17 protein-coding genes and 1 pseudogene are annotated in these 24,104 nt (G+C 54.5%); 7 read left to right on the forward strand and 11 right to left on the reverse strand.

Translation table 11 applies throughout. The annotated features are described in order from the left end of the window. Positions 1–1,575, reverse strand: a 1,575-nt coding sequence (locus DSM3645_RS22425; protein WP_002654888.1) for an AAA family ATPase, incomplete at its 3' end; no start/stop codon positions are given. 583 nt (positions 1,576–2,158) lie between these two features. Between DSM3645_RS22425 and DSM3645_RS22430 the strand changes: the two genes are divergently transcribed. After that, entirely contained in the window at positions 2,159–3,112 is a 954-nt protein-coding gene (locus DSM3645_RS22430) for an IS110 family transposase (RefSeq protein ID WP_002653045.1), read from the forward strand. 528 nt (positions 3,113–3,640) lie between these two features. On the opposite strand, the gene fhcD is transcribed toward DSM3645_RS22430, so the two are convergent. From fhcD to DSM3645_RS22445, 3 genes are all read right to left on the reverse strand, one after another. After that, positions 3,641–4,546 (reverse strand): formylmethanofuran--tetrahydromethanopterin N-formyltransferase, encoded by a 906-nt coding sequence (gene fhcD / locus DSM3645_RS22435; protein WP_315849865.1) that lies wholly within the window; start codon positions 4,544–4,546, stop codon positions 3,641–3,643. A 106-nt stretch (positions 4,547–4,652) separates the two neighbouring features. Continuing rightward, on the reverse strand, positions 4,653–5,645 hold the full coding sequence (locus tag DSM3645_RS22440) for a hypothetical protein (RefSeq protein ID WP_002654890.1): 993 nt from the start codon (positions 5,643–5,645) through the stop codon (positions 4,653–4,655). Between the two features lie 27 nt (positions 5,646–5,672). After that, entirely contained in the window at positions 5,673–7,418 is a 1,746-nt protein-coding gene (locus DSM3645_RS22445; RefSeq protein ID WP_040352931.1) for a hypothetical protein, read from the reverse strand. A 256-nt stretch (positions 7,419–7,674) separates the two neighbouring features. On the opposite strand from DSM3645_RS22445, the gene hemG reads away from it, so the two are divergent. Continuing rightward, complete coding sequence (gene hemG, locus DSM3645_RS22450) at positions 7,675–9,090, forward strand: protoporphyrinogen oxidase (protein WP_237564913.1); 1,416 nt, start codon at positions 7,675–7,677, stop codon at positions 9,088–9,090. Here hemG and DSM3645_RS22455 read toward each other — a convergent pair. From DSM3645_RS22455 to gmd, 3 genes are all read right to left on the reverse strand, one after another. Next, positions 9,070–9,678, reverse strand: a complete 609-nt coding sequence (locus DSM3645_RS22455) for a hypothetical protein (RefSeq protein WP_002654893.1) — start codon at positions 9,676–9,678, stop codon at positions 9,070–9,072. The two genes, hemG and DSM3645_RS22455, sit on opposite strands and share 21 nt — an antisense overlap. A 391-nt stretch (positions 9,679–10,069) precedes the next feature. Then, on the reverse strand, positions 10,070–11,179 hold the full coding sequence (locus tag DSM3645_RS22460) for a glycosyltransferase family 4 protein (RefSeq protein ID WP_002654894.1): 1,110 nt from the start codon (positions 11,177–11,179) through the stop codon (positions 10,070–10,072). 105 nt (positions 11,180–11,284) lie between these two features. Further along, positions 11,285–12,286 (reverse strand): GDP-mannose 4,6-dehydratase, encoded by a 1,002-nt coding sequence (gene gmd / locus DSM3645_RS22465; protein ID WP_040352933.1) that lies wholly within the window; start codon positions 12,284–12,286, stop codon positions 11,285–11,287. Positions 12,287–12,664: 378 nt separating this feature from the next. On the opposite strand from gmd, the gene DSM3645_RS22470 reads away from it, so the two are divergent. The 4 genes and pseudogenes from DSM3645_RS22470 to DSM3645_RS22480 all read left to right on the forward strand — a co-directional run bounded on the left by DSM3645_RS22470 (position 12,665) and on the right by DSM3645_RS22480 (position 17,510). After that, positions 12,665–14,008, forward strand: coding sequence for a glycosyltransferase family 4 protein (locus DSM3645_RS22470; RefSeq protein ID WP_002654896.1), 1,344 nt, complete (start codon positions 12,665–12,667; stop codon positions 14,006–14,008). Positions 14,009–14,215: 207 nt separating this feature from the next. Beyond that, positions 14,216–16,192, forward strand: a complete 1,977-nt coding sequence (locus tag DSM3645_RS22475; protein WP_161603403.1) for an ABC transporter ATP-binding protein — start codon at positions 14,216–14,218, stop codon at positions 16,190–16,192. A gap of 206 nt (positions 16,193–16,398) precedes the next feature. Continuing rightward, positions 16,399–16,557, forward strand: a pseudogene (locus DSM3645_RS31855) (IS3 family transposase); the annotation flags it as partial. Between the two features lie 242 nt (positions 16,558–16,799). Next, positions 16,800–17,510, forward strand: a complete 711-nt coding sequence (locus DSM3645_RS22480) for a formyltransferase family protein (protein WP_002654898.1) — start codon at positions 16,800–16,802, stop codon at positions 17,508–17,510. A gap of 37 nt (positions 17,511–17,547) precedes the next feature. Here DSM3645_RS22480 and DSM3645_RS22485 read toward each other — a convergent pair whose 3' ends face one another. The 4 genes from DSM3645_RS22485 to DSM3645_RS28865 form a co-directional block, all read right to left on the reverse strand. Then, positions 17,548–18,840 carry a glycosyltransferase family 4 protein gene (locus DSM3645_RS22485; protein ID WP_081444972.1) on the reverse strand — a complete coding sequence of 431 codons (1,293 nt, stop codon included), beginning with the start codon at positions 18,838–18,840 and terminating at the stop codon, positions 17,548–17,550. Then, positions 18,837–19,871, reverse strand: coding sequence for a glycosyltransferase family 4 protein (locus tag DSM3645_RS22490; protein WP_002654900.1), 1,035 nt, complete (start codon positions 19,869–19,871; stop codon positions 18,837–18,839). Before DSM3645_RS22490 ends, DSM3645_RS22485 begins: the two co-directional genes overlap by 4 nt. Further along, positions 19,868–20,902 carry a glycosyltransferase family 4 protein gene (locus tag DSM3645_RS22495; protein ID WP_040352935.1) on the reverse strand — a complete coding sequence of 345 codons (1,035 nt, stop codon included), beginning with the start codon at positions 20,900–20,902 and terminating at the stop codon, positions 19,868–19,870. Before DSM3645_RS22495 ends, DSM3645_RS22490 begins: the two co-directional genes overlap by 4 nt. A 651-nt stretch (positions 20,903–21,553) precedes the next feature. Next, complete coding sequence (locus DSM3645_RS28865) at positions 21,554–22,909, reverse strand: FkbM family methyltransferase (protein WP_161603404.1); 1,356 nt, start codon at positions 22,907–22,909, stop codon at positions 21,554–21,556. 324 nt (positions 22,910–23,233) lie between these two features. On the opposite strand from DSM3645_RS28865, the gene DSM3645_RS22505 reads away from it, so the two are divergent. Next, a complete protein-coding gene (locus DSM3645_RS22505; RefSeq protein ID WP_116344555.1) occupies positions 23,234–24,043 on the forward strand; it encodes a class I SAM-dependent methyltransferase in 810 nt (269 codons plus the stop codon). Positions 24,044–24,104 lie beyond the last annotated feature (61 nt).

Raw genomic sequence — 24,104 nt, forward strand, 5'->3', positions numbered from 1 at the left:
CACGCTTACGCACTTCTCTTGGTCCGCACAGCGGACCCTACGCCCGACATCTACGTCGGGAGCGGACCGGACCGCTTCGTTTTTTTCTGGCGGGCTCGAGCGGTCGATCCACCGATAGATCGGAGCGCGTTCCGTTTTTCGCTCGGAGGACTCCATCGGTTTAATTTTTCCCAACGCAAGCAAGCGATCCCACGCGGCCGCGAAGCGACTTCCGTTGATGCCGCATTGTTCGCGGATCCGGGACTTGGTGGCTTGCGTCGCTTCGACGTGGGTCAGCGTCGCGTGAATTTTGGTTTGCAATCGTTGGTCGTGGGCGGCCGCGGCGTTGGCCGCCGCTTCGACTTCGATCGACTCGACATCGCGCAGCCTCACCTGCCAACTTCTTCCCTGCGGATCTTCTAATTTTCCCTCGTCGATATCGACGCCCCATTCGCCTCCTTGGCCGGCGCAGCCGCCGTAGGTGAGACGTAACCGATGCTGACCGCTGCCGGGCGAATATGTTTCGCGGCGCTGCAGCAAGATCCACTGCCGCGCGAAATCGAGACTCGCCGCGACATCGGTCGCCAAGGTCGCGCCGCGGGGGATCGCTTTGCGCGACTGACAACATAAGATCGGCGTCGCGCCGGCCGCTTTGCAGCAGCCGACCAAGTTGCGCAGCTGCTTGGCTTGCGCCTGCTTGCCGGTCGAAGTCAGCCGCACCGCATCGATCACAACCACTTCGAGTTCATTACCACGGATCCAGTCGCGCAGCTGGTCCAAGTGCGCCGGATCGGCCGCGTCGGCGACCAACAGCGACCAAATCAGATTCGGCAACTTGCTCGAATCGACGCCGCCCGCTTCGCTCCACCTTCCGGCGAGATCGGACAGCGCTTGCCGCTCGTCATGACGGCTGACATAGCCGACGCGAAACGGACGATCGGCGGTGAACTGCCCCAAGAATTGGCCGCCGCTCGCCAGCGCCGCGCACAGATCGACGGCGATCGAGGACTTCATGCTTTTGCTTGGCCCGACGATCACCGCCGGTTCGTTTTGCACGAAAATCCCCGGCGCCAACCACTGCAGCGGTTCTTGCTGGGCGATCAACTCGGCGGTGGTCAACGTTTGAAACGGACTGGCGCCGCCGGCCGTATCGAGCCGGACGAGTTCGCTATTGGGCAGCGTCAACTCGGCCGCCTGATGCGCCTGAAAACGCTTTTCGAGCGTCGCCGTATAGTCGTCAAAATTTTTAATCTGGCCGCGGCAATGCAAGACCTCGCTCAGCATTTCGAGCGCACTTTCTTCCGGGTATCCTGCGACGTCGAGCCGCGCGAGGAGCTCCGGCAGATCGTTGCAGCGGATCCGTCGCGATTGCATTTGCAGCATCGCGCGGAAGATGTCAAAGTGCGTCTGATGTTGAAAATGTTCAGGCCGCAGCGGGCAAGTCGAAAAGAGATCAGACCGCATCAACACCACGGCGAGCCACCGCGCTTCGGCGATTTCGCCGCGCGTTAGATTACGCGTCTGAAGGTCGACGCTTCGCGTCGTGGGATCAGCGCACAAACGGGCGATCAGCCGACGAAGTTGGTTGAGTGTCATCACAAATTGCCTCCCCACGAAAAGTCGAAATAACACCATCGTTGTAGAGTCCGCTGTGTGGACCACCAGCGCCGTTTGCCGATTTGCCGGCAATCGCGCAGGGCCATTGGCCCGCACGGCGAACCCTACAGTTTGGGTAGTCGACCCCAGTTCCGTGCGCTTGGTCAAGAGACAATTTTTGCGCGACGTAGCGCTGGTAGGGTGGGTGGAGCAAGCGATTTCCGGCCACCAATTTCGAACCACATCACCGCTTGCGCAACCCACCAATGATCGGTTCTCAAGCAGGTTCTGGTGGGTTGCGCAAACCGGTCATGTCGATTGGTGATGGTGAAATCGAGCGCGGTTTTGCTTCACCCACCCTTGTATCTTGAATCTAGCTGCAGGTGAGATAGAAAAAGGCTTTGTTCCGTCTTGCGAGCGTAGCGAGCGAGACGGAACAAAGCGGCGGGCGGCAGATCGTCCCACCCTTGGTCGTAAGACCGTAGCGTAGCTGGGTCGCCGTCCGCTTTTTCGTGCTGAAACCCGAACAGTCGCCAGAGCGGCGCAGTAACGCCAGCTCGTATCACAAGGCTGGGCCTCGCACATGTCTGATACTAACAAAATTTGCGTGGGTGTCGACGTTTCGAAATCCAAATGGGACGTCGCCATCACGGGAAGCCGTCAAACTTACACCTTCGAAGCCAATGCGGTCGGCCAGCAACAACTGCTGGATCTGCTCCAGCCGCTTGACGTCGAGATCATCTGTCTCGAAGCGACCGGCTGCTACCATCATGACCTGGTGAAGCTGCTGCAGTGCAGCGGTTATCCGGTCGCCGTCGTCAATCCGCGGCTGCCGCGCGATTTCGCGCGCTCCATGAACCGACTTGCCAAAACCGACAAGATCGACGCTCAGATTCTGGCGCTATTCGCTCAACGTTACGAGCCGCGGCCAATGCCAGAAACCTCGCAAATACTCGAGAATCTGACGGCTTTATCGACTCGACGCCGTCAACTGATCAACATGCGGACGCAGGAGAAGAATCGTCTCGAATCGACTCGCGAGCCGAACATGCGCCGCTCCGTCGAGTCGCACTTGGCTTACATCAATGCTGAAATCGAACAGCTGCAGCAGCAAATGGAACAGTTGATCAACTCGGATCCGCAGTTGCAACAAACAACGGCGCTGCTCGCCTCGACGCCTGGCATCGGCGTGCTAACCGCGTGCCGACTGGCGATCGAACTGCCAGAGCTTGGCCACGTGAATCGCAAGGAGGCGGCGCGGCTGGCCGGTCTCGCTCCGATCAACCGCGACAGCGGCGTTTTCCGTGGCAAACGCACCACCGGCGGAGGGCGATCGCACGTGCGAAACGCGCTCTACATGCCAACGCTGGTAGCGACAAGACGGAACCCAAAGATCAAAGCGTTTTACGACCGCCTGGTCGCCGAAGGCAAACCCAAAATGGTCGCCCTGGTCGCCTGCATGCGGAAGCTGCTTACTATCCTCAATCTCATGGCCAAAGAGGGAAAAGCATGGAATGAGAAATTGAAAACGGCTTGACGATCAAGACAGTCGCTACACGGTTTTTGTAGTTGACGCTGGGTGCGTGCGCTTTGTCAAGAGACAATTTTTGGCGGGCTGCTCAGAGATGTAGGGTGGGTGGAGCAAGCGATTTCCGCCCCCCAAACTCGAACAACATCACCGCTTGCGCAACCCACCAATGCCGCCATGCTGACAAGCAGGTTCTGGTGGGTTACGCAAACCGGTCATGTCGGTTGGCGATGGTGAAATCGAGCGCGGTTTTGCTTCAACCACCCTACGATTTTTGTAGTTGACCCGGGGTCCGTGCGCTTCGTCAAGAGACAATTTTATCGCTGGGCGGCCCGACTAGTTCGTGCAGATGTAGGGTGGGTGGAGCAAGCGATTTCCGCCCCCCAAACTCGAACAACATCACCGCTTGCGCAACCCACCAATGCCGCCATGCTGACAAGCAGGTTCTGGTGGGTTACGCAAACCGGTCATGTCGATTGGTGATGGTGAAATCGAGCGCGGTTTTGCTGCACCCACCCTACGGGGCTTGTTGCTATTTTAGGAGAGCAGTTCGTGCAGATGGAAGTGAAACTTGCCGAGCTTGCCGCCGTAATTGCCGGCTGAGATCGCGAGGACGCCGGGGCCGGCGGCGGCGTTGATGGATGCTTTCATCGCGGCGGCGACGGCCGCTTCGGTCGCGCCGTCGATCACGATTTCTAGCACGCAGTTGGCGCCGTCGACCACTTGCGACTCGACGCGACTACGGAGCGTTGGGCAATAGGGATCGGCGGTCGATGCGCGGAGGCCTTTGTAGCGCGAGCCCACTTTGCTGCCGCTGCGCGCGACTCCGGCCGGAAACGGCGTGATCGCGTCGGCCAGTTCGTCAATCGCTTGGACGCCTCTTTTAGCGGCGTCTAAGGTGGTCGGTAGATCGACCCCCTGAATCAAGATATTGCCGCCGGCGACTCCTTTGGCGACGCCTAACGATTCTTCGCAGAGAAACTCGCCGTCCATCACCGGAATGCGCCAGTAACGACGACCGGCGATCACTTTGCTCTTTTGAAAGCCGTCCCCAAAATAGCGAAGTTGCTTGCCCAGCGGCACGCGTTCTTCCCCGGCCGGCAAGCCGTCAAACGCCGCGGTCGACGCGCAGGTCATCACGCATTGTCCGATCCGATTAGTGATCGCTTTGCCCAGCGCCTCGGTCGAGAAACCGAACGCTAAGATCGAGACGCCGACGCGCCCGTCTGGCGACTGGTCGGGCGAAAGCCAACGTTCGACGCCGACCTCGGCGTCGCAGGCAATCACCGAGCTGCCGTAGCCGCACAGCTCGCGCGTCGCCGCTTCTAGCCAATAGCGATCATGCGCCGTGACGATCACGCGGCAATACCGCATGCCGAACGCTTCGGCGAAAGTCTCCACGATTTGCGTCGAACCGATCTTCACCACGTGCACTGTAGCCAAAAAAGGGAGAACAGGCGAAAAGGCCCAGTCTCGCCCGGGACGCGGGAAAACGCAATAAGGCGGGCCGCTGAATCAGTCGCCCCACGTCGCAGTTCGGCCGTTTCCCTTAATCGCTGGTTGCGTCTGTTGGCAGCTCAAGCATCAATCGCAGGCCCCATTTGGCGAACTTGGCTTTGACCGCGGCATGCCCCTGAATCGTTTGCGAAATCGCCAGCTTCTGATCCACGATGATAAATCGATCGTCCGCTGCCCACTGCAGGTTCTTCAATTCGTCTTGCAGCCGCACGGCGACGTCGCGCAGCTGTTCCGTCGAAAGGATGCCGGTGTCGATGTCGACCAGCGCGTATTCGATGATTCGTGTTTCAGTGGAATTGAAGAGTCCGAGGCCCTGTCGATTGGTGCGCAGCGCCCCCAGAAACTCGACAATCTGCCGATGCTGCGGATCCCGCTGAACAATGATCAGGCAGTTCGCGACCGGCAAGTGGAGGATCGAACCAACGCCCCCCTGCTCTTCCCAACTGTCAGCGGCCGGGATGGTCTTTAACAATTCGGCCAGAGTTCGATATCCTGGCGAACGATCGGCGGGATCGCGATCGGTGGTGAACGCCAATGGTTGCTGCGGCAAGTCGCGTATCGGATAGACGAGCGCGAACGGCATGCTGCGATCGCCTTGGTAGTAGGGAAACGCTTCGAGGGCGAAGTCGCTGAATTGCGTGCCGAGCATGCGACCGCGATACCACAAACTCTTGGTTTGCGCAAACTTCAACAATTGGGTGAACCGGCTGATCTCCAAGTGCGCCTGCGAATCTTGGTAGACCAGCAAGCTGCCGCCGACGCCAAAGATCCGCCCCTTTCCCCCTTGCGTTTCCCAACTTTCTGGCGCCACAAATCGTTGAATCAACTGGATCAACGGGCGAAAGTCAGGCACATTTCGTTCGTGGTCAACCAAGAGCGATTGGTAATCGTAGTTGACGAAAGTCAGCTTTGACTCCGCCTGCATCGGTATCATATCTTCCATCGAGCGCACGTTTTGCGACCAACACGGCGACGCCCAACCGCAGCAGAGAAGCAACATCAGCACGATCCCGCGACAGGCCATCTTGCGCTCCTTGGAAATAGGTTCGAACTACATTCCGCTCTTCACGGCGTCTTGCATGACCCGGGGCGTAGGCGGAACGCCGCCGACTACGCCGAGCTTTTGGTCAAACAGCTCAGGGGCGTAACAACTGCCCCAGGAAGAACCAGAGCCTCCGCGGAGTCCCCCGGCTGCTTGCTGAGCATAGATGCTATGGGGATAAAGTTGGGCGATCCATTGACGAATTATTGCGTGGATCGCCGGAGTCTGCTTGACAAGCAACGTCGTTTTTCCCAAGGAGATGGCGTATCGGGTTTCGTCATTCCAGCTCTCCGCAGCGACTTCGGAAGTGAGCAATCGGGCGAACTTGCTAATCGCATCACTGCCGTCGTCGTCCAAGGGAATGGGGTAACGAATCAGGACTGGTTCGTCCTGCTTGGCTTTCGCTGCTGTCGAACTCTCTGGTCGCGGTTGTCGCTGGGTGCGAATGTCATGCAAGAGCCTTGCGATCTGCTCATGATTCTGCTCGGTTTGCAGGATCACCAGTGCGTCGGCGACTTTCAAAACCCCAATTCCACCGGAGCCTCCTAATTCTTTCCAAGATCCGGGCTGGATCGTCGAAGTCATGGAGTCGAGAAGTCGATCGGTTGCTGTCTCCCAATAGGGAGAGGGCGATTGCCCGCTGCCGCCAAAATTGCCATGGAAGCTAGGCGTCAATAATTGCGGCGAGGGATCCACCGATTGCAGCAAATCTCGCACGGGATAAACCTTCAAAACCATGTGCGACTCAACATCATGCACGGTCGTAATCAGGATCGACTCATTTTCTAAGTAGTACGACAACCGATGCTCTCGGGTCAGATCGTCAAAAATCAGGCGAGCGGTCGCTTTCGGAAACTCTAAATCAACCGGCAGGTCGAGAGACTTGCCGACAAACTCCAACGCTCGTTTGTCTAGCAATACGCGGGAGCCGGTCAACTTCGACAAATATTCGGCCACTTCAATCAGCGGCGTATCGACGAAGGCCGCCGACCCTGCCTTGTCGAGCGAAGCACGTAATTTTTGCAATTCGGCGGCTTCGCGTTGGGGAAGAGCATCGATCGGCGTTGGATCATAGGCGTCCGACGGCAGCGACTTCGCCGTGCGCAGCGCTGCTAGAAGTGCGGCAATTTTTCTCTGCGCCGCTTCCGACTGCCGAATGAGAAGACCATTCTCCATCGGTTGGACATCGGGCATGGCCCCACCTACGAAGTACCAACTATCCGGTTCGACTGTCGTGTGGATCAAATCAATGAGGCTGTCATAATCAGAAGGCCCGCCTTCGCCAGCCAGCGAGTCGCTGTCATAGATCAAATCCACACAAGGATAAAAAGCGGACTGCGAGTAGGGCTCCGCCGCCTCCGGCGTCGTGATCAGCAACCGCCCTGGGTCGACGACATAGGTCAACTCCAACTGGTCTAGCATCAGGCGCAGGCCGCTCTGTAGTCTGACCCCTTCTAGATCGATGGTGATTGGATGATCGCTGGATAAGCCGACGTCTTCCAGCGCCCGGCGATCGAACTGAATATCGAGGTTGTGCAGCGTGCTGAGATAGGTTGCCACCTCTAGCAGCGGTGTGTCGATAAAACGCATTTTGGTCGGGGACGCCAGCGCTTGGCGGACCTTGTCGTTCGGATCGTGCGACGCGTGGGTCTGCAGATATTTGTCGGCCAGTTTCACGGCTGACTCCTCTGCGTCGGCAGACCGACCACCCAGCAATAGCCCTAGCCCAACGATCACCGCTAGATAACTTTTCATCACGGACGCTCCGCCTGTTGTTGTCTGATTATTGGACATCCATCGCTGCGGCTTCGCCGAAGTAGAAACACCGCTGAGGGTGGAGTAGAGAATCCGCTAGACGGGTAGCTTGCAACCTACAACCGGGCGCCGCTGAACGCAACTAATTGGTCGGTTTTGGCCTACTTTTCATAAGGCGAAGCGGTCCTTTTCGGGATTTGTTACACTACTAAATTACGACCCCTATTTGGAGAATCGACCCTTGGACGCCGCCGCAGTGAAAGCAACCCGCATTGCTGTTGTTGGCGGCGGCATCAGCGGATTGGCGGCCGCGCATCGCTTGCGCGAACTGGCTCCGACGACCGAGATCGTGTTGTACGAAGCGGCCGAGCGACTCGGGGGCGTCTTAGAGACGCGGCGCCAAGACGGTTTTCTCGCCGAACAGAGCGCTGACACGTTTATTACCAACGTCCCCTGGGGCGTTGATCTTTGTCGGCGATTGGGGATCGAAAGCGAACTGCTGCCGACCAACGATGCGCTGCGCAAAGCGTATGTCGTTTGTCGAGGGCGTCTGATTGAAGTGCCGGAAGGCTTTTTGTTGATGGCGCCAGGCAAAGCTTGGCCGATAGTGCAAACGCCGATACTCTCTTGGCGCGGCAAACTGCGGCTGGCGTGGGAGTATTTTGTGGCGCCGCGCAAGGATCCGAGCGACGAAAGCCTGAAAGCGTTTGTCGTGCGCAGGCTGGGGATTGAAGCGTATGAGCGGCTCGTGCAACCGTTGATCGGCGGCATCTATACGGCCGATCCGGAGAAACTGAGCGTCGCCGCGACGATGAAACAATTTGTTGAGATGGAACGCCAGCACGGGGGTTTGATTCGCGGCATGCAGCAGCGGAAAGCCCGCGAAGGGAATGCTGACAGCGGCGCCCGCTATTCGATGTTCGTCGCTCCGCGCGGCGGCATGTCGGCCTTGGTCGAAGCGATCGCCGCGCGGTTGCCGAGCGAGTCGATCCGCTTGAATTCGCCGGTCCGCTCGGTGTCGCGCCAAGAGGATGGCGTTTGGCAGGTTGCGACCAACAGCGAGTGCGAAACGTATGACGGCGTGGTTGTGGCTGCTCCGGCGCCTGCCGCAGCTGTGCTATTACATTCGCAAGACGAACCATTGGCCGCAGAACTGGAGCAAATCGAGTACGCTGGCTGTGCGATCGTGTTGCTGGGGGTCGATCGCCGACAAATCGCCCAGCCGATCGCAGGCTTCGGCTTTGTGGTTCCCGAAGTCGAGCAGCGGCGAATCTTGGCCGCGAGTTTTGCGAGTTACAAATTTGCAGGGCGAGCACCAGACGAGAGCGTATTGATTCGGGTCTTTGTCGGCGGCGCTTGCCATCCAGAAATGAACGAATTGCCCGACGAGCAATTGCGTCAGATCGTGCTGGAAGAGCTCGCCGATCTGATCGGACTAAGCGGCGAGTTGCAAACGTTCTCGGTGCGTCGCTGGTCGGCTCAGATGCCGCAATATCATGTCGGTCACTTAGAACGCGTGGAGCGGATCGAAGCGCTCGCGGCGAAACATGCGGGGCTCACGTTGGCAGGCAATGCTTACCACGGAGTCGGCGTGCCGACCTGCATTCATTGTGGAGAACAAGCGGCCGAACGCTTGCTCGAGCAATTGGCCCTAGGCCAAGTCGAGCGATAGTCCCTCGGCATCACGAAAAGTGAACTGCGCCGTGCGCTGATCTTTCTCGTTGAAGAGCGCCTGATAGGCGTCGCCGGATTGGCCGGGATCTTGATTGTAGGCGGTCGAGAAGTCTTGATGCTTGGCGGCGGATTCGATCAAGCTGCGATTCGCGGCCGCTTGGCGAATCTTATGGGCCAGCGACGCATCGCCGTTGATTAGTTTCGCCAGGGTATCGTCGGCGGTTCCGGCGCCGTCGACTTCGACTTCGCCGCTCTCGTTGATGGTGAATTGAAACTCAGAGCTCGGATTGATCCCCTCGCTCTGCAGCAGCTGCCGGATCGCGGCTTCGATCTCATCGACCAACTTTGCGGTCGTCGCCGAAAGGTCGTCCAGCGACTTTCCGTTCAAGTCGCCGGCGGAGGCAAAGAGAGAATCGAGGGCCGACGGGGTTTGCTCGTCAGCGGACTCTGTCAGCGCCGACGGCTCGCTCGACTTCTCGCCCAATGACAAGAGTTGCCCGAAACTTGCCCCGGTAATGCGCGACGTCGCATGCGCGGCGATCCCTGCCGCTCCGATTGCTAGCGGCGCCATCACAAGTGGATTCATACTGCTTTCCGTCGATTCGAATCGAGCCCCCCCGACATGCTTAGTATCGGTTGCATAATCGCGCCAAGTTGACGTCGAATCCGAGAATCTCGACCGGAGCGCTAGATAACGGCAAAGCGCAAAGAAAAAGTTCCCGCTAGCTAAATTGACTTGAATCGAACCGCGCGATCGAACATCAAGATGATTGCATCTACTTGATAGATTCGTCTGGCCCACCTCTGGTATCACTGTCGTGACGCCCTGCCCCAGAGGTTCAAATTCTAGTTAGCGGGAACCGTTTCTTAACAATTCCCACTATAAAACTTACAGCGGGGGCGATCAAGCGTTTTCCGTCAGATCGAGCGGCTTTCTTACCCCAGTCTGGGCTACCCTTCGCTGGAAAGTAAGCGTCTTACGCGGCGGAAGCAATCCGGGACTGTTGAATTCCGCCGATCGATTCATAGAGATCGGCATATTGTCGCGCCGCTTTGCGCCAACAAAACTGACCGGCGTGAGTCTTGAGTCGCTCTGCGTAGAGTGGATCTTCGGAGAACCGACGCATGCCGTCTACAAACCGCTGATAGAGATGATCCCCATTAAACTCGTCCCAGTAGAACGCGAGATCTCCGCCGATCTCCGGCAGACTTGTGCGACGCGAGAGGAACGTTGGCTTACCGCCGAGCATCGCTTCGATGGGAGGCAAACCAAAACCTTCGGTGATCGAAGGAAACAGAAACGCGGAGCAATTTTGATATAGCCATTCGCGTTCCCCTTCGCTCACCGGGCCCGGCAGCAAAAAGCGATCACTGAGGCCGCGGCGACGAACTTCTTCTTCAATCTCCTCCGCATAGGCGTCGCATTTGATGCCGGCCAGAATCATCCGGTACCCGGCGGCGCGCTCGATCAGATCAATCAAGACGTGAAAGTTCTTCTTGCGTTGGATCAAACCGATCGAAAAGAGAAATGGTCGCTCGTCAGCAACAAACGCCGGTCGGACAGGTTCGGTCGGAGCCCGTGAAACTCCGTTGTAAATCACATGAATCGGCTTATCGCCGACGTTCATTTCGGCGCGGACTTCCTCGGCGACAAACTGCGAGATCGTGACGATCTCGGTCGCTCGATCGATGATCAACTGATGCCGCCGCCGCTCGCGGGCAATTTTGCAGGAGGATTTCTCCCGCAGAAAATTTAAGTCGTGGATGGTCAACAAGACCGGCGTCCGCGGATGGCGCGGCAAGTAGCGCGTCTGCTGATGCGTCGCATGCCAGATCAGGTTTTGATCCAAAGTTCCGGCGTAAAACCGACGAGAGTGTCGTTGCAGAAACTCTTTTCGCCACAAGCTCGCCTCTAAACCGCGCTCGTGCGGAAAATGCGCCAGCTGAGGCTTACGCGCCAAAATAATTGGTTCGATTCCACGCAGCTTCAATTCCTCGACAAGCGTGTCGCCGAGATATCGCGCGAACTGCCCCAAGCCGCAATAGGGCTGACGCAGTTTTTCAAGATCGAGAACGACTTCTAGCATGAAATATTATTGACGAATTACAGGCGAACGATCGCCTCTTCCGATCTCGTGGCATCCAATCTTCGCCACGAGATTTTGATTCAACAGGAAATCCGCAAAGATCGACTAAGCGGAAATGCGAACAAGGCTAGGCGCTTGTCCACCAAGCAGCGAAACGCGCCGCATGTCGGAGTCAATCATCGTTTCGGTGAGTTCCTGAAACGACATTTTCGGCTCCCAACCCAGTTCTTTCCGGGCTCGCGTCGGATCGCCAAGCAACAAATCAACTTCGGCCGGTCGATAAAACTTGGGATCGATGACGACGTGGTCTTCCCAGTTCAGGCCAACCCTGCTGAATGCGATTTCGACGAACTCGCGAACACTATGCGTTTCGCCGGTGGCGACCACATAATCTTCTGGAGCGTCTTGTTGGAGCATCATCCACATCGCTTCGACATAGTCGCCGGCGAAACCCCAATCGCGTTTTGCGTCCAGGTTCCCCAAGCGAAGCTCGTGCGCCAAACCTAGTTTGATTCGAGCGACGCCGTCCGTGATTTTTCGAGTCACAAATTCGAGCCCGCGACGGGGCGATTCGTGATTGAACAGAATACCCGAGCAAGCGTACATGTCGTAGCTTTCTCGGTAGTTCGCGGTCATGTAGTGACCATAGGCTTTGGCGACGCCGTAGGGGCTACGCGGATGAAGCGGGGTCGATTCGCGCTGCGGAGTTTCGTGCACTTTGCCGAACATCTCGCTGCTGCTGGCCTGATAGAACCGGATCGACTTGTCAACCGAGCGAATCGCTTCCAAGATGCGAGTGACGCCCAGACCGGTCACGTCCCCCGTCAAAATCGGCTGTCCCCAACTGCTTCCGACAAAGCTCTGAGCGCCCAGATTGTAAACTTCGTGAGGTCCGACCGTTCGCACCAGATGTTCGAGCGAGGTCTGATCCAACAAGTCTGCAGGATGTACGGAGATGCGGTCTAAGAGATGCTGGATCCGCTCAAAAGAGCTGGTGCTAGCGCGCCGAAAGCAACCGTGAACCTCATACCCTTTTTCCAGCAGGAATTCGGCAAGATAGGAGCCGTCCTGGCCTGTAATTCCTGTGATTAATGCAGTTCTCGACATAGTTTTTCTCATTTCGTCCTTGAAAACCAGATAGGTCTCACCCCCTTGTCCATCCTTGACGTCGGGAAGAATACCCCAAACTTGCCGATTCGCCAATGCCAAACCAGATAGCCGGCCCATCCCTTCGGTATGTGAAGTTGCCCCTACCAGAGCGTCTAGCTCGTCGCTCTAAGAACGGACGCCGTCGCTGGCGAGAATTTCGTTGCAACGCAGGCGTATCACACGCTCGACTTTTTAGAGATCTTAGGTCAAGGGTAATTGGGATTTCATGCGAGGAAACGCGTTGCTATTATGCGACCACTGCTTTTGGCCGTTCCGCTTCTATTGCCGATCCGCGACGATATTCCCGACTTCCAACTACCAGGGAAGACCCCATCTATGAGCTTTCCAATCCGTAGACTGCTGATCGACGTCACTCATACGGCGATGGGCGATACCAATCACGGCATTCAACGCGTCACGCGAAACATCGCCAAAGAAGCGTTGGCGTATTCCGAAACTCATTCCCTTCCTTGTATCCCCGTGATTCACCGGGATGGTCAGTTTGTTCTGGTCGATGAAGCCTGCATCACCAGAGGGTTTCGAAGAACGCATCCAGACCAACTTCACTGGAATACCAAGATCGCGCGCAGCATTCTTCCGAACTGCAGCATTGGAATCGAGCAAGCGTTTCAACGCGCGCGAAAGTTGTTATACCCTCGTACGCTTGTTCGAAAACTGAGTCGCATTTTTGCGGGACGTCAAAATCCGCCGATCGCCGCCAATCCAGGACCTGGTGACATCCTGCTGCTTCCTGACGCTTGGTGGTGCGTTCCGATGTTCGATGCGTTGGCGGCAGCGCGACGAAACCATGCGATCGTCGGAACCATGATTCAGGATCTCATCCCCATTCGAAATCCGGAACTCTGCGACGACCGCTTTGTCGCTGATTTCCGCCCTTGGATTACCAAAGCGATTCAGTCCGTCGACTTCATTCTTGGCAATTCGCAAACGACTCGCGAAGACCTTTGGAGTTTCGTACAAGCCGAAAAATCGCCGCTTGCCAACTGGCAAGTCCGCCATGTCCGCTTGGGTTGCGATATCGAATCGCATGAAAATGTCGATGAGCAGCAACTAGCGCCCAAAATTAGAAACCATTATGGCGATCGCGACGCCGCCCCCTATTTAATGGTTTCGACGGTCGAAATCCGCAAGAATCACAAACTGTTACTCGACGCCTTTGAAGAACTATGGCGGCAAGGCAGCGACGCCTCTGTAGCGTTCGTCGGTCGCGTCGGCTGGAAATGCAAGGATCTTATTCGACGAATCAAGAATCATCCGCAGTACGGGCGAAGACTTTTGCTCTTTACCGATATTGACGACGCCGAACTCGCTTACATCTACCAAAACAGCAAGGCGTTTCTGTTTCCTTCGCTTGCCGAGGGGTTCGGCCTGCCGATAGCCGAGGCGCTTCACCATGGACTGCATGTCTTTGCGAGCAATCTCGCAATTCACCAGGAAGTAGGAGGACCGCACTGCAAGTACTTCACTCCTCATGAGCCCTGCGAACTCGTTGAGCAACTCCAACAGTTCGAAGCGACCAAGGGTTGGCGAACGCCGATCCAGGCGCCAACCGTCAATCATCCGTGGTCAACCACTTTTGAAAACATTATTGACGAATGCCAAACGATCGCGACGAAGATCGATCAAACTCGACCGTTTGCTAGCAGCATGGTCGCGTGAGTCAAAACTACCTGATTTAGCTTGCTCGTGCTACCAGAAACGCCAAAAACGAATGATGCAAATCAGAGGGAAACCTCATGATTATACCGACTACCGTAAGTCATTCTGATATTGTTTTCACCTCGAAACCGCTCTAATCTCTTGCGACGAATGCCAAAGATCGCTCGCGATCTTGGCCAACATTGGGAATGGAATCCAAACTCGACAATGCGATACTTAAACAAAGCAATTTGGCTCGCCTGGAGCGAATACAAATGGTCGATCATCCTCTCGGTTATTAGCTCTTTGCTGGTCGGGATCCTTTGGGGCGCCAACATCGGAGCGGTCTACCCCTTTGCTGAAGTCATCTTCAAAGGACAAAATCTGCACGAATGGGTTGTGCGGGAAACCGAAACATGTCAAACGGCGATTCGTGAAGGGGAAGCGAAAATCGCGGACCTGCGCGCCGCAAATGAAGACGAGAAAACCATCACGATCCAGCAGCAGATGGTCGATGGCTGGAAATCGCGACTCCGCAACGTTGAGAAGACGAAGCCCTGGATCGCGAAGTATGCGCCGACAAGCCCCTTCAACACGCTACTAGGAATTGTCGCCTTTCTCGTCCTCGGCACCACCCTCAAATGCGTGTTCTTGGCGCTGAGCATTATCTTGATGTCGCGAGCCGCGTTTCGAACTTCTCAAACGCTGCAGCGAAGGTATTTCGCGAAAATCCTCGAACTACAGCTGGGAAAAGCAAAACGGAATGACACCGGCGATTCCGCGGCTCGCATCGGCGGCGATATCGGCGCCGTGGGCAATGCGATATCCATCCTGCTCGGAAAATCATTGCGCGAACCAGCGAAGATGATTACTTGCATCGCAGGCGCGGCCTACATTAACTGGCGACTCTTGGTATTGTCTCTGCTCGTTTGCCCGCTCGCCGCTTATCTCCTAATGCTCTTGGCGAAATCGATCAAGCGAACAAGCATCCAAGTGATGGAAGCGAGCGGTCGCTTGATTGGATTCTTCCTGCAAATTACGAGCGGCTTTTACGTCGTTAAAGCGTTCGGAAATGAAGAACTCGAAATGGTGCGGTTTAAACAGAAAACCGAGGACGTCTACCGCCAACAAATGAAGCTCGAGATCTATGGTTCGCTCATCCGCTCCAACAATGAACTGCTGGGGATCGGCATGGTTTGTCTATCGCTGATTGCCGGCGGATATCTCGTCTTGAACCAGGCGACGCATATCTTCAATATTCGCTTGGCGGACAAGCCGATGGACTTTGGCGGAATCATGACGTTTTACGCCTTCTTAATCGCCGCGGCCGACCCGATCCGCAAACTTGGCGACGTGTTTGGCGGCATCCAAGCAGGCGTCGCCGGCGCCGAGCGCGTCTATTCAGTCCTGTCCGCCGAGCCTTCGATCAAAGACCCAGAGAACCCAATTCCGCTCGTCAACGGCGATATCTCGTTCAACAACGTCTTTTTCCGCTACAACGATAACGTCTCTGTTCTAGAAGGTACGCAGCTGACCATCCGCCAAGGTGAAAAAGTCGCCATCGTCGGCCCCAATGGCTGCGGAAAGAGCACGCTGATCAACTTACTCCTGCGATTCTACGATCCCGATGAAGGCTCCGTCACTATTGGCGGCGTGGATCTTCGTGACGCCAAACAATCGGACGTGCGCGGTCGCATCGGGCTAGTGACGCAACACACCGTGTTGTTTAATGACTCAATCATCGAGAACATTCGCTACGGGCGACTAAATGCTACCGATGAAGAAGTCGCCAATGCGGGAGAAATGGCGGAAGTCGACGCATTCGTCCATTCGCACACGGAGAATGGATATCAGTCGAACTGCGGTGAACTAGGTTCCGCACTCTCGGGCGGACAACGCCAGCGAATTGCCATCGCCCGAGCGATGCTGAAAAACCCAGACATCTTTATCTTCGATGAAGCGACGAGCCAGATCGACCTGGAAAGCGAACGCCTGATTCATGCTGCATTTGAACGTTGCGTCGGAGACAACACGGCGATCATGATCACCCATCGTCCTGCAGCGCTCGAGCTTGCCGACCGCATTGTTGTGATGAATGCTGGCCAAATCGAAGCGATCGGTTCGCACCAGGAACTGCTAAAGCAAAGCAAGACGTATTACGAACTTTACCGCGAAGAAGCGGTTCTTGACCGCCAGGCGGCTTAACTGCCATATAGTTCGAGTGATTATAAAGACTTCCGCCTATACCGAGCAGGCACGCCGATCGCGGTTGCACCACCTTGGATGTTAGAAACCACGAATCCGCCTGCGCCAATCACCGTTTGCTGGGCGCCACTTGCTCGATGAGTCGCTGCGGCAATTGCTACGACAACGCGGTCGCCGAACGATTCTTCTGATCGCTTAATCACGAATGGACAAATCGTCACCAGTACGAAACGCTGGAAGATGCTCGCCTAAGCGAATTCCAATACATCGAAGCATTCTACAATCGAGCGCGACTTCATCAGACATTTGGCTACACGTTACCCGATCAATACGATGCCGAACACGCCCCAGTCCTAGCGGCGTAAAAAGAATGGCCCGGCACTGCCCGAAAGTCGTGGGCTATCGCATAACATTTGATTTCCGACAATGTCCATTTCTTTTCGCCCGTTGGCCTACCTCTTTCCGGACGAATGCCTACCCATGAACCCGATTGATCTTGCGGGATACGAAAAGGCGGATTAGTTTCTTGCCGTCACCTCTGTATTGAGATCATCGGCCAATCGGATTACCACTTCCCAAGCCTGACATCCTTGCGACGGATTGAGCAATGAAGATTATTTTGTGCGGCTATCACTGGACCGGATGTAAGGCCCTCGATTTTCTCCGTCGCGAAGGACATGAGGTTTTCGTATACACCCATGAAAATCCGTATCACGTGCCAAGCTTATGGCAGTATTGCGAGAAGACGGACACGCCGTACACACTGAAGAATATCTCGAAAGTTCCGTTGCCATTCGAGCCGGATGTGATCTGTTCGGTGTACTATCGCTTCATCATCAAACCTCATGTAATCGAGGCGTGCAAGGGGAGAATCTTTAACCTTCATCCTGCCTTGCTACCTAATTACCGCGGTTGCTCAAGCTTGACGTGGGCGATGATCAACGGTGAAACAGAGGCAGGATATACCTATCACTACATTGACGAAGGGACGGACATGGGGGATATCATCATTCAGCAGCCGATCCCAATCGAGGATTTTGATACGCAAGAAACACTTTTCACTCGCGTAATGTATACTTCCATGACGCGATTCTCTGAGGCCCTTCATCACGCGGCGAAAGGATTGCCTGGTGACCAACAGACGGGTGAGGGATCGCATTACCCGCGTGGATGCCCACATGACGGAGTGATTGATCCCGCCTGGGACGAACGCCGAAAAGAGCGGTTTGTGCGAGCGATGATTTACCCGCCTTACCCCGTTGCGAAGCTAGGCGTTCAGTCGATTTACAGCTTGAAAGACCTCAAGGCGGCCGATTGATCGGATGCATTGGCCCAACTTTAGACCTTTCCGCTCCTCAGTCCTCAAAGATCTTTAGTGGATTCAAAAGCTCTGAATGGCTAACCATCGAGAGGGGGGCTCCCCACGCCTGCGCCACGCTCGAGTAGAAACGCAGGGCGTCGAGAGCTGCCGAAGAGCTCAAACATTGCTCGGCGATTTCTACGACCGCATCAGCATATTGGGAAGCCGAGTGATTGACTCGTGCGTATTCCTTGGCCCGAGCCCCGATAATCAGACTTTGCTGCGGGTTTGAATATAATTGTTCTAATGCAGCAGTGATGTCAGCTATTTCGTTTTCCGGTCGAATTTTGACAACGCAGCCATCTGGAATCTCGCTATAGTGGGCAGCGTTTGTAACCAGGGTGGGCTTACCCTCAAGCATGGCTTCAATAACCGAGGCCGACCCCGATTCAAGAATTGGCGACCTCAAACAACTGATCGCATCGGCACGGCGGATGGCAGTCGCTAAAGCTGTATCATCTACCTCTCCGGCAATTTTCAGACGGACATTATGTTTAGTCGCAAACCGAATAAGCTCTATGCGTATGCTCTCTTCTACGAAGCCGACTAATTCATATTCAATTTTTTCCCTCAATCGAGGACTTGCCGCAATTGCTTGAATTACACTACGAACACGCTTATTTGGATTGACGTGACCGATGGTGATTAGACGAAAAACTTCATCTTCAGAGCGTGTAATGCTTTCCGAGACCACATCTGTGAGCGCTTCGTAAGCCAACGGGACAACATTGACAGGACCTGGACAGGAGCGTAACACGCGATCGATCGCCCAACCACTGTGGGTCAAAACGGCCACCGCCATCGAACAGATCCATTCCGTCATTGGCGCCAGCAAATTCGTTTGGCTGATAAATTCGTCGCTGCTTTTATAGGTAAAATAGCGCTGCGATATCTCCTCACCATACCAATTGCGGACAATCGCTTTTCCAGTCTCTCTCTCTGTATCGTAGGCGCCATAGAATAGATTACCGAGATAATAATCATGCAGACACACGATTCCTGGCGACACCGTCAGCCAATTCAGACAACCCTGGTGAAAGCCAAGGTGATTGCCGATGTGATACACGACGAAATCCGAGGCTACGATGGCCGCATGCACTTTGTCTTGTTGATTCCATTGCAAAATTGGGCAATCGAAATCATGAGTCGGCCCCTTAAAATTGTCCGGTACCTCGCTCCGCACCACCGTGACTTCGTGCCCCTTTTCCCTTAGTGCAAGAGTAACCAAACGCGCCATTCTACCAATTGCAGATCGTACCGTTACTGGCGTAAATATTACACATTTCATCGGAGCAAGACCTGTATCGTGTTTTCCCAGTTAACGCCAAAGCTATCCCACAAACGCTGGGCATTGTGTCCATAGTCGATCGCGCGCTGTTCGCTCTCAAACGCGGCATTCATTGATACAGCAAGCGATTCAGGATCCGGCGAAGCCACCCACCCTGTCTCCATATGCTTAACCAGCCCAAGAATCCCTCCCGAGTCAGTTGTCGTTAGCAGCGCCTTCCCGGCGGTGGCTGCTTCCATGGCCACGTATCCAAGAGAGTCTTCGTCGAATGGCAGATAGGCAACGGCTCGGGCATTTCGTATGTAATTTGCATATTCCTCGCGTGGAAGAAATCGCAAGTCTAGTTTTACGCGATCTGCTAGCCCAAGTTCGCTAACGAGCCGATGGAGTCTTTCACCATCCTTTGGATAATCAGGTGGACCTCCAATAATTAACCGAACATTGGCATTCGTTTTGGCCATGGCCTGTATGAGCAGAAACTGGCGTTTCATGTCATTCACTCTTCCGCCAGCAAAAACATACTCACCACACTTCCCACCAAGGAACATTTCGGGACCGTTTACGGGAGGCCTTAGAACTTGAGAATCAAACCCGTTGTAATGCGCCAATCGCTGTTGCGTGACATCGGAGTTAATGTAGATGGCATGCGATTCGCTGAAGGCCTCGCGATCAGCTTCCTTGATAACATGCTGAATACGCTTGCCATCTTCGCCCACCAAGTTTGTTTGCCCCGCGTCGTATAGGTCGTAGGCTTGGCGGTACTGGTGGAGAAGCCACAGCGTTTTACGTGGATGTCGAATCAGATAGGCGGGAAATTTGAAAGCGATCACCTTATCAACATTATCCAACTCCAAAGCTCGCACGAGCAGCATTTGTGATAAGATTCGATGCTGAGGCTCCCACTGAAATGGAATCCGAAGAATTTCTGCTTCATGCCCCGCCTTAATGAGATTTTCGTGGAGGTGAACTCCCAGTTCTTCTGCACCACCCCACACAAACGGAACCATGTTGTTGACGATTAAAACTTTCACGAGAGCAGTCTTTCCAGCACATGTGACCAACTGATGCCCATTTTATTGATTTGGTCGCGAGCATGATCTCCCATAGCTTGCGTTGCCTGGCGGTCATTGTACAACGCATCGATCGAACTAGCGATTTCTTGAGGGACAGGCTCAGCCACGCAGCCATTGTGGCCGTTCACAACGAATTCGCTCACTGCGCCCGCATCCGTGGTGGTGAGCAGTGCTTTACTCGAATGAGCCGCTTCCAATGTCGGATACCCATAAAAGTCTTCGTCCCGCGGCAAATATGCGGCCGCAAAGCAGCTGCCGAACAGCTGAACTTTCTCTTCCTCGCCAATCCAGCGATCGTCGATCGTCACACGTCCCTGCAGATGGTACGAGCGAATCAATGAATTTAGCTTTTCGGCGTATTCCGGCGAACTGGGACCGCAAAGCCTCAAGCGTACCGATGTCTTCACATATGCCATTGCTTCAACTAACAGATGCTGCCTTTTGTGCGGCGCCATTCGGCAGACACAAAGCAACTCGTCATTCATCCCTTGGTTTGAAAAACGCTCTGATTGAAATATCGGGGGATAAAGAACTTCGCTTTCGATGTCGTTGGACTTCTTTAGGCGATCGGAAATCACTCGAGAGCTGGTAAAGATCTTTCTCGCTTCCTGAAGCGCTCGTGTATCCACGCTGTGCAAAGCGTTTCGGATTCCACGGCTTTTAGCATTGTCCGGAACAAGCCTGTATTCAGGATGGTCCCACAGATCATAGAATTCGCGAATGTGGTGAATAAACCACAATATCTTGTGAGGATGCGGGATCAAATGTGCCTGTGGACGGAAGCAGATGATCCGATCCGCATCTTCTAAATGGATCCATCGATATGCCCCGAGTTGGCGAAAGAGATTATCAACGTTATTTGATTGTGGAAGATAAACCGTTTCAACGTGATGACCGTGTTCCTGCAGGACCAATGCCAACCAGTCAACGACATTCCGGTACCCGCCCTTGGCGAAGGGAACCATTGACGAGCATAAGGCAATTTTCATTGAGCAACTTCAAGTGAGTAACAAATACCATTGGCGGGTTTGCGACGCCTTGATCATACAAGAGCTCATGTCCTTCGCCAACCTGATCCCGGCTCGTTGGACGATCGAGCAACGGAAATTATGCAACATCATTCCTTTAACTTGCCTGCGTCCAAACGGCGGAGGAACCTATCGTTTTTGCCGAGGAGCAATACAAATCTTTCTCCGGAACTGTCAGCGGAAAATGGCATCCCAGCCACTGCTCAAGAGATTGAAAAGCGGAGAGCTAGATCCAGATGATGCGAACCGGTTCTAACCATCAAGCATTCAATGTGCTCAATGAGATCTCACATTCAGAATCGACTAGAGTCTGGATTGCCCGAAACTCGCGGGCTGACTCATTTTTATACTTTGACCGATTTTGGTGACGTGGCCAGAGACCAAATCAACCTCCCATCTACAATGAGGAACTCGCCCCAGGTTAGTGACCACCCATAAAGCCGTATCGATTTTCAGTACCAAATACGCATCTGATGAGATCACCGCGACAAACTCAATGCCCCCGGCATCACGCTCTCCCAAATATGCGGTCGAAACCGTAGTCCCTTGCATACAACGACCGCCGGCAGGGGAATAACCGCGTAAGGCTCAAAGCTGCAATACCAAGGATGCTCAGGCGTTAGCGACAGCCCAAACATCGCTTTCTGGATACGCAAAGAAGAGATTGACAGAATCGACCGCCGTTAATCGATCAAAATCCCATTCCTCCAGCTTTCCACTCTTTTCATCAACAACCCGATAAACTAAGCCTAGATCGGCAAACGGACGAAGCCAATCCGAAGGCTCGACCCCAAGCCGGCGTAGATGACAAGCTCCGAATTCAACGATCAATGCGATGCCTGGATTCTTCTGCACAATCGACTTTGCACCTTCGAGCACCTGAAGCTCCGCACCTTCGGCATCAATTTTTATTAGCCTCACCTTCTCGTCCGGCGGCACTGCCTCGTCTAATCTGATCGTCTTCACCACTTCGAATTCATCGCCCTTCGCTTCGTCCGGGGACAGCGGGAAAAGAGACTGGTGAGTGCTGATTTTTCCCAGATACAGAGGCTGTTCGCCGGCCTGATTAGAGACGGCGCAGTTGAAGGTTGTGACGATTCCCTGACACCCATTCAGGATCAATGATTTTTGCAAGAAGAGATGGTTTTTTGCCGAGGGCTCAAATGAGAAAATCCGTCCATTCCCACGGAGGATTTGGGCGGCAGCCAGGGTATGCATACCTATATGACACCCGACATCAACAAAAGTGTCGCCCGGTTTCAATACTCTTTGAAGTAGTAAACGCGTCCCGACCTCTAGATCGCCCGTTTCGATGAGGTGAGCCATCACGGCATGTTCGCATGACGGAACGATGACGTAACCTGCCTCGGATCGGATCATTACCTCACCTTCATCGCCCGGAATCGCCACACGTCGTGCCGAAATTAGCGAATAGATCGAGATATTGTGTAATGACTCTTCAATACGTTGCAATCGTGACATAATTTCCGAGCACATCCGGTCCTCCAGTGACTCAAGTTGCTTGGCCATCGAACTTAATTGCTGGGCGGCCGATAAAAGCTCGCCGGATTCACGTTTGAAGTCATTGGTCATGTACTTCAACGGTTGAGTCACCGAAGTCATTTCACTCGAAATAACCGCAGCCGTTTCCTGCAACGCCGTCAGGCGTTGATCCATGCTGGAAAGTTGGACCGGAGTTGGTTCACCGGTGCGGTTGATATCATTCCCCGCCTCAAGATTTGCTCTCCTTAAGGGCGCTCTGAAAATGCGAAAACTGCTCCAATAGCCTTTAAGCTTCCTTTTGGCCCGCCTCAACTCATCGCGGACCTTTCGCAGAAACTTCTTTTTTGGCTTTTCCCCTGGAACAATTTGACGAAGATCGTGAGACGCCAATCCCAGTTCGGCCTCGTGCTTTCTCCGCACTGCAGAAGCAAGCGCCACTTCCACATCGATCGCTTTGCGATGCACGACCACTCTGGTTCCCCCCACTAGTTCCGCGTCTGAAGTGAAATAAATGAAGTCATACGCATAGCGACACATCACAACTACCGAATTGTTACCGAAATTCTTCTTGTAGCGTCAAGTCCAATCCGGGAAGAGCCATCAAGGCCTTCAGCACCCCTGCCCATTGAAACTAGTCTCTTGAGCAATTTCCCGAATGTCACCTGGAATAAATTGCTCTTAGCAACGTTTGCAACTTCCACTATAACTTATTGCTCTAAAATGCAGCGATAATGCCGCGATTCGGAACCCTAAGGCTTAATAACCGCTCAGCCCGAAAGGCCAGAACCTGTGAATCAACCGACACCATCTGACAACGATCGGCTTGTCAAATTGGAAAGGCAACTTGAGCTGGTTGAGTCGCACTTTAACCGTGCTTTGTGGTCAACGCTGGACGGGATGTACGACGCCACTCTACCGAACCGTATTCTTCGATGCATCATCTGCGACTTGGAGCAGAGCTGGGGAATGTGGAAAAAACGCGTCGACAAATGCATGTTTGGTGGCGGCAAGCTAGAGCGATATGAGTGCCCTAAATGCGGATGCATCTTTGGACCGCAAAAGTATCTGGATCTTGACGAGGAATTCGTGGACCATGATTACCGGCTACTCTACTCCCGATATGCTGAAAGCGACTCGACAGAAAACGAGATTCAGACGTTTCGGTCGATGGAGCCAGAACGAATTGGCCCTTACCTCGATTGGGGCTGCGGCGGGATTTGGAGTCGTACGGTTTCCCGCCTTCGCGACGAGCATTACGACGTTTGGGGCTACGAGCCCAGCGCCGAGACATCTAGCGATTTCATCGTCAACCACCGACAATTGATTTCCGCTCGCTTTAACGGCATCTTCTCGAACAACGTGATTGAACATTTCCGAACCCCCGTCGCTCAATTCCAGGATTTCCATAACTTGCTGAAGGACGGGGGCGTAATGGCCCACTCATCTCCATGCTACGAATGGAGCTATGCATTTACGAGGTTTCACACGCTATTTCTGCTGAACAACTCCCCTCACATCTTAGCTGAGCGGACCGGCTTCCGAGTGAAACGCCGACACCAGAATGGTGAATACATCTGCTATGTTTTTGAGCGTGTATAGGCCCCAGCGAGCTTGTCCGAAATACTGCGATAGCCCACGACTTTCGGACAGTAGCGGCAGC

It is taken from the genome of Blastopirellula marina DSM 3645 (assembly GCF_000153105.1).
Classification (GTDB): domain Bacteria; phylum Planctomycetota; class Planctomycetia; order Pirellulales; family Pirellulaceae; genus Blastopirellula; species Blastopirellula marina.

Bases quoted from the DNA above. Each gene is read 5' to 3' on its own strand.
- DSM3645_RS22430 (WP_002653045.1), top strand. From the start codon at position 2,159: ATGTCTGATACTAACAAAATTTGCGTGGGTGTCGACGTTTCGAAATCC.
- DSM3645_RS22440 (WP_002654890.1), bottom strand. From the start codon at position 5,645: ATGGCCTGTCGCGGGATCGTGCTGATGTTGCTTCTCTGCTGCGGTTGG.
- DSM3645_RS22445 (WP_040352931.1), bottom strand. From the start codon at position 7,418: ATGAAAAGTTATCTAGCGGTGATCGTTGGGCTAGGGCTATTGCTGGGT.
- DSM3645_RS22455 (WP_002654893.1), bottom strand. From the start codon at position 9,678: ATGAATCCACTTGTGATGGCGCCGCTAGCAATCGGAGCGGCAGGGATC.
- DSM3645_RS22460 (WP_002654894.1), bottom strand. From the start codon at position 11,179: ATGCTAGAAGTCGTTCTCGATCTTGAAAAACTGCGTCAGCCCTATTGC.
- gmd (WP_040352933.1), bottom strand. From the start codon at position 12,286: ATGTCGAGAACTGCATTAATCACAGGAATTACAGGCCAGGACGGCTCC.
- DSM3645_RS22470 (WP_002654896.1), top strand. From the start codon at position 12,665: ATGAGCTTTCCAATCCGTAGACTGCTGATCGACGTCACTCATACGGCG.
- DSM3645_RS22475 (WP_161603403.1), top strand. From the start codon at position 14,216: ATGCGATACTTAAACAAAGCAATTTGGCTCGCCTGGAGCGAATACAAA.
- DSM3645_RS22480 (WP_002654898.1), top strand. From the start codon at position 16,800: ATGAAGATTATTTTGTGCGGCTATCACTGGACCGGATGTAAGGCCCTC.
- DSM3645_RS22485 (WP_081444972.1), bottom strand. From the start codon at position 18,840: ATGAAATGTGTAATATTTACGCCAGTAACGGTACGATCTGCAATTGGT.
- DSM3645_RS22495 (WP_040352935.1), bottom strand. From the start codon at position 20,902: ATGAAAATTGCCTTATGCTCGTCAATGGTTCCCTTCGCCAAGGGCGGG.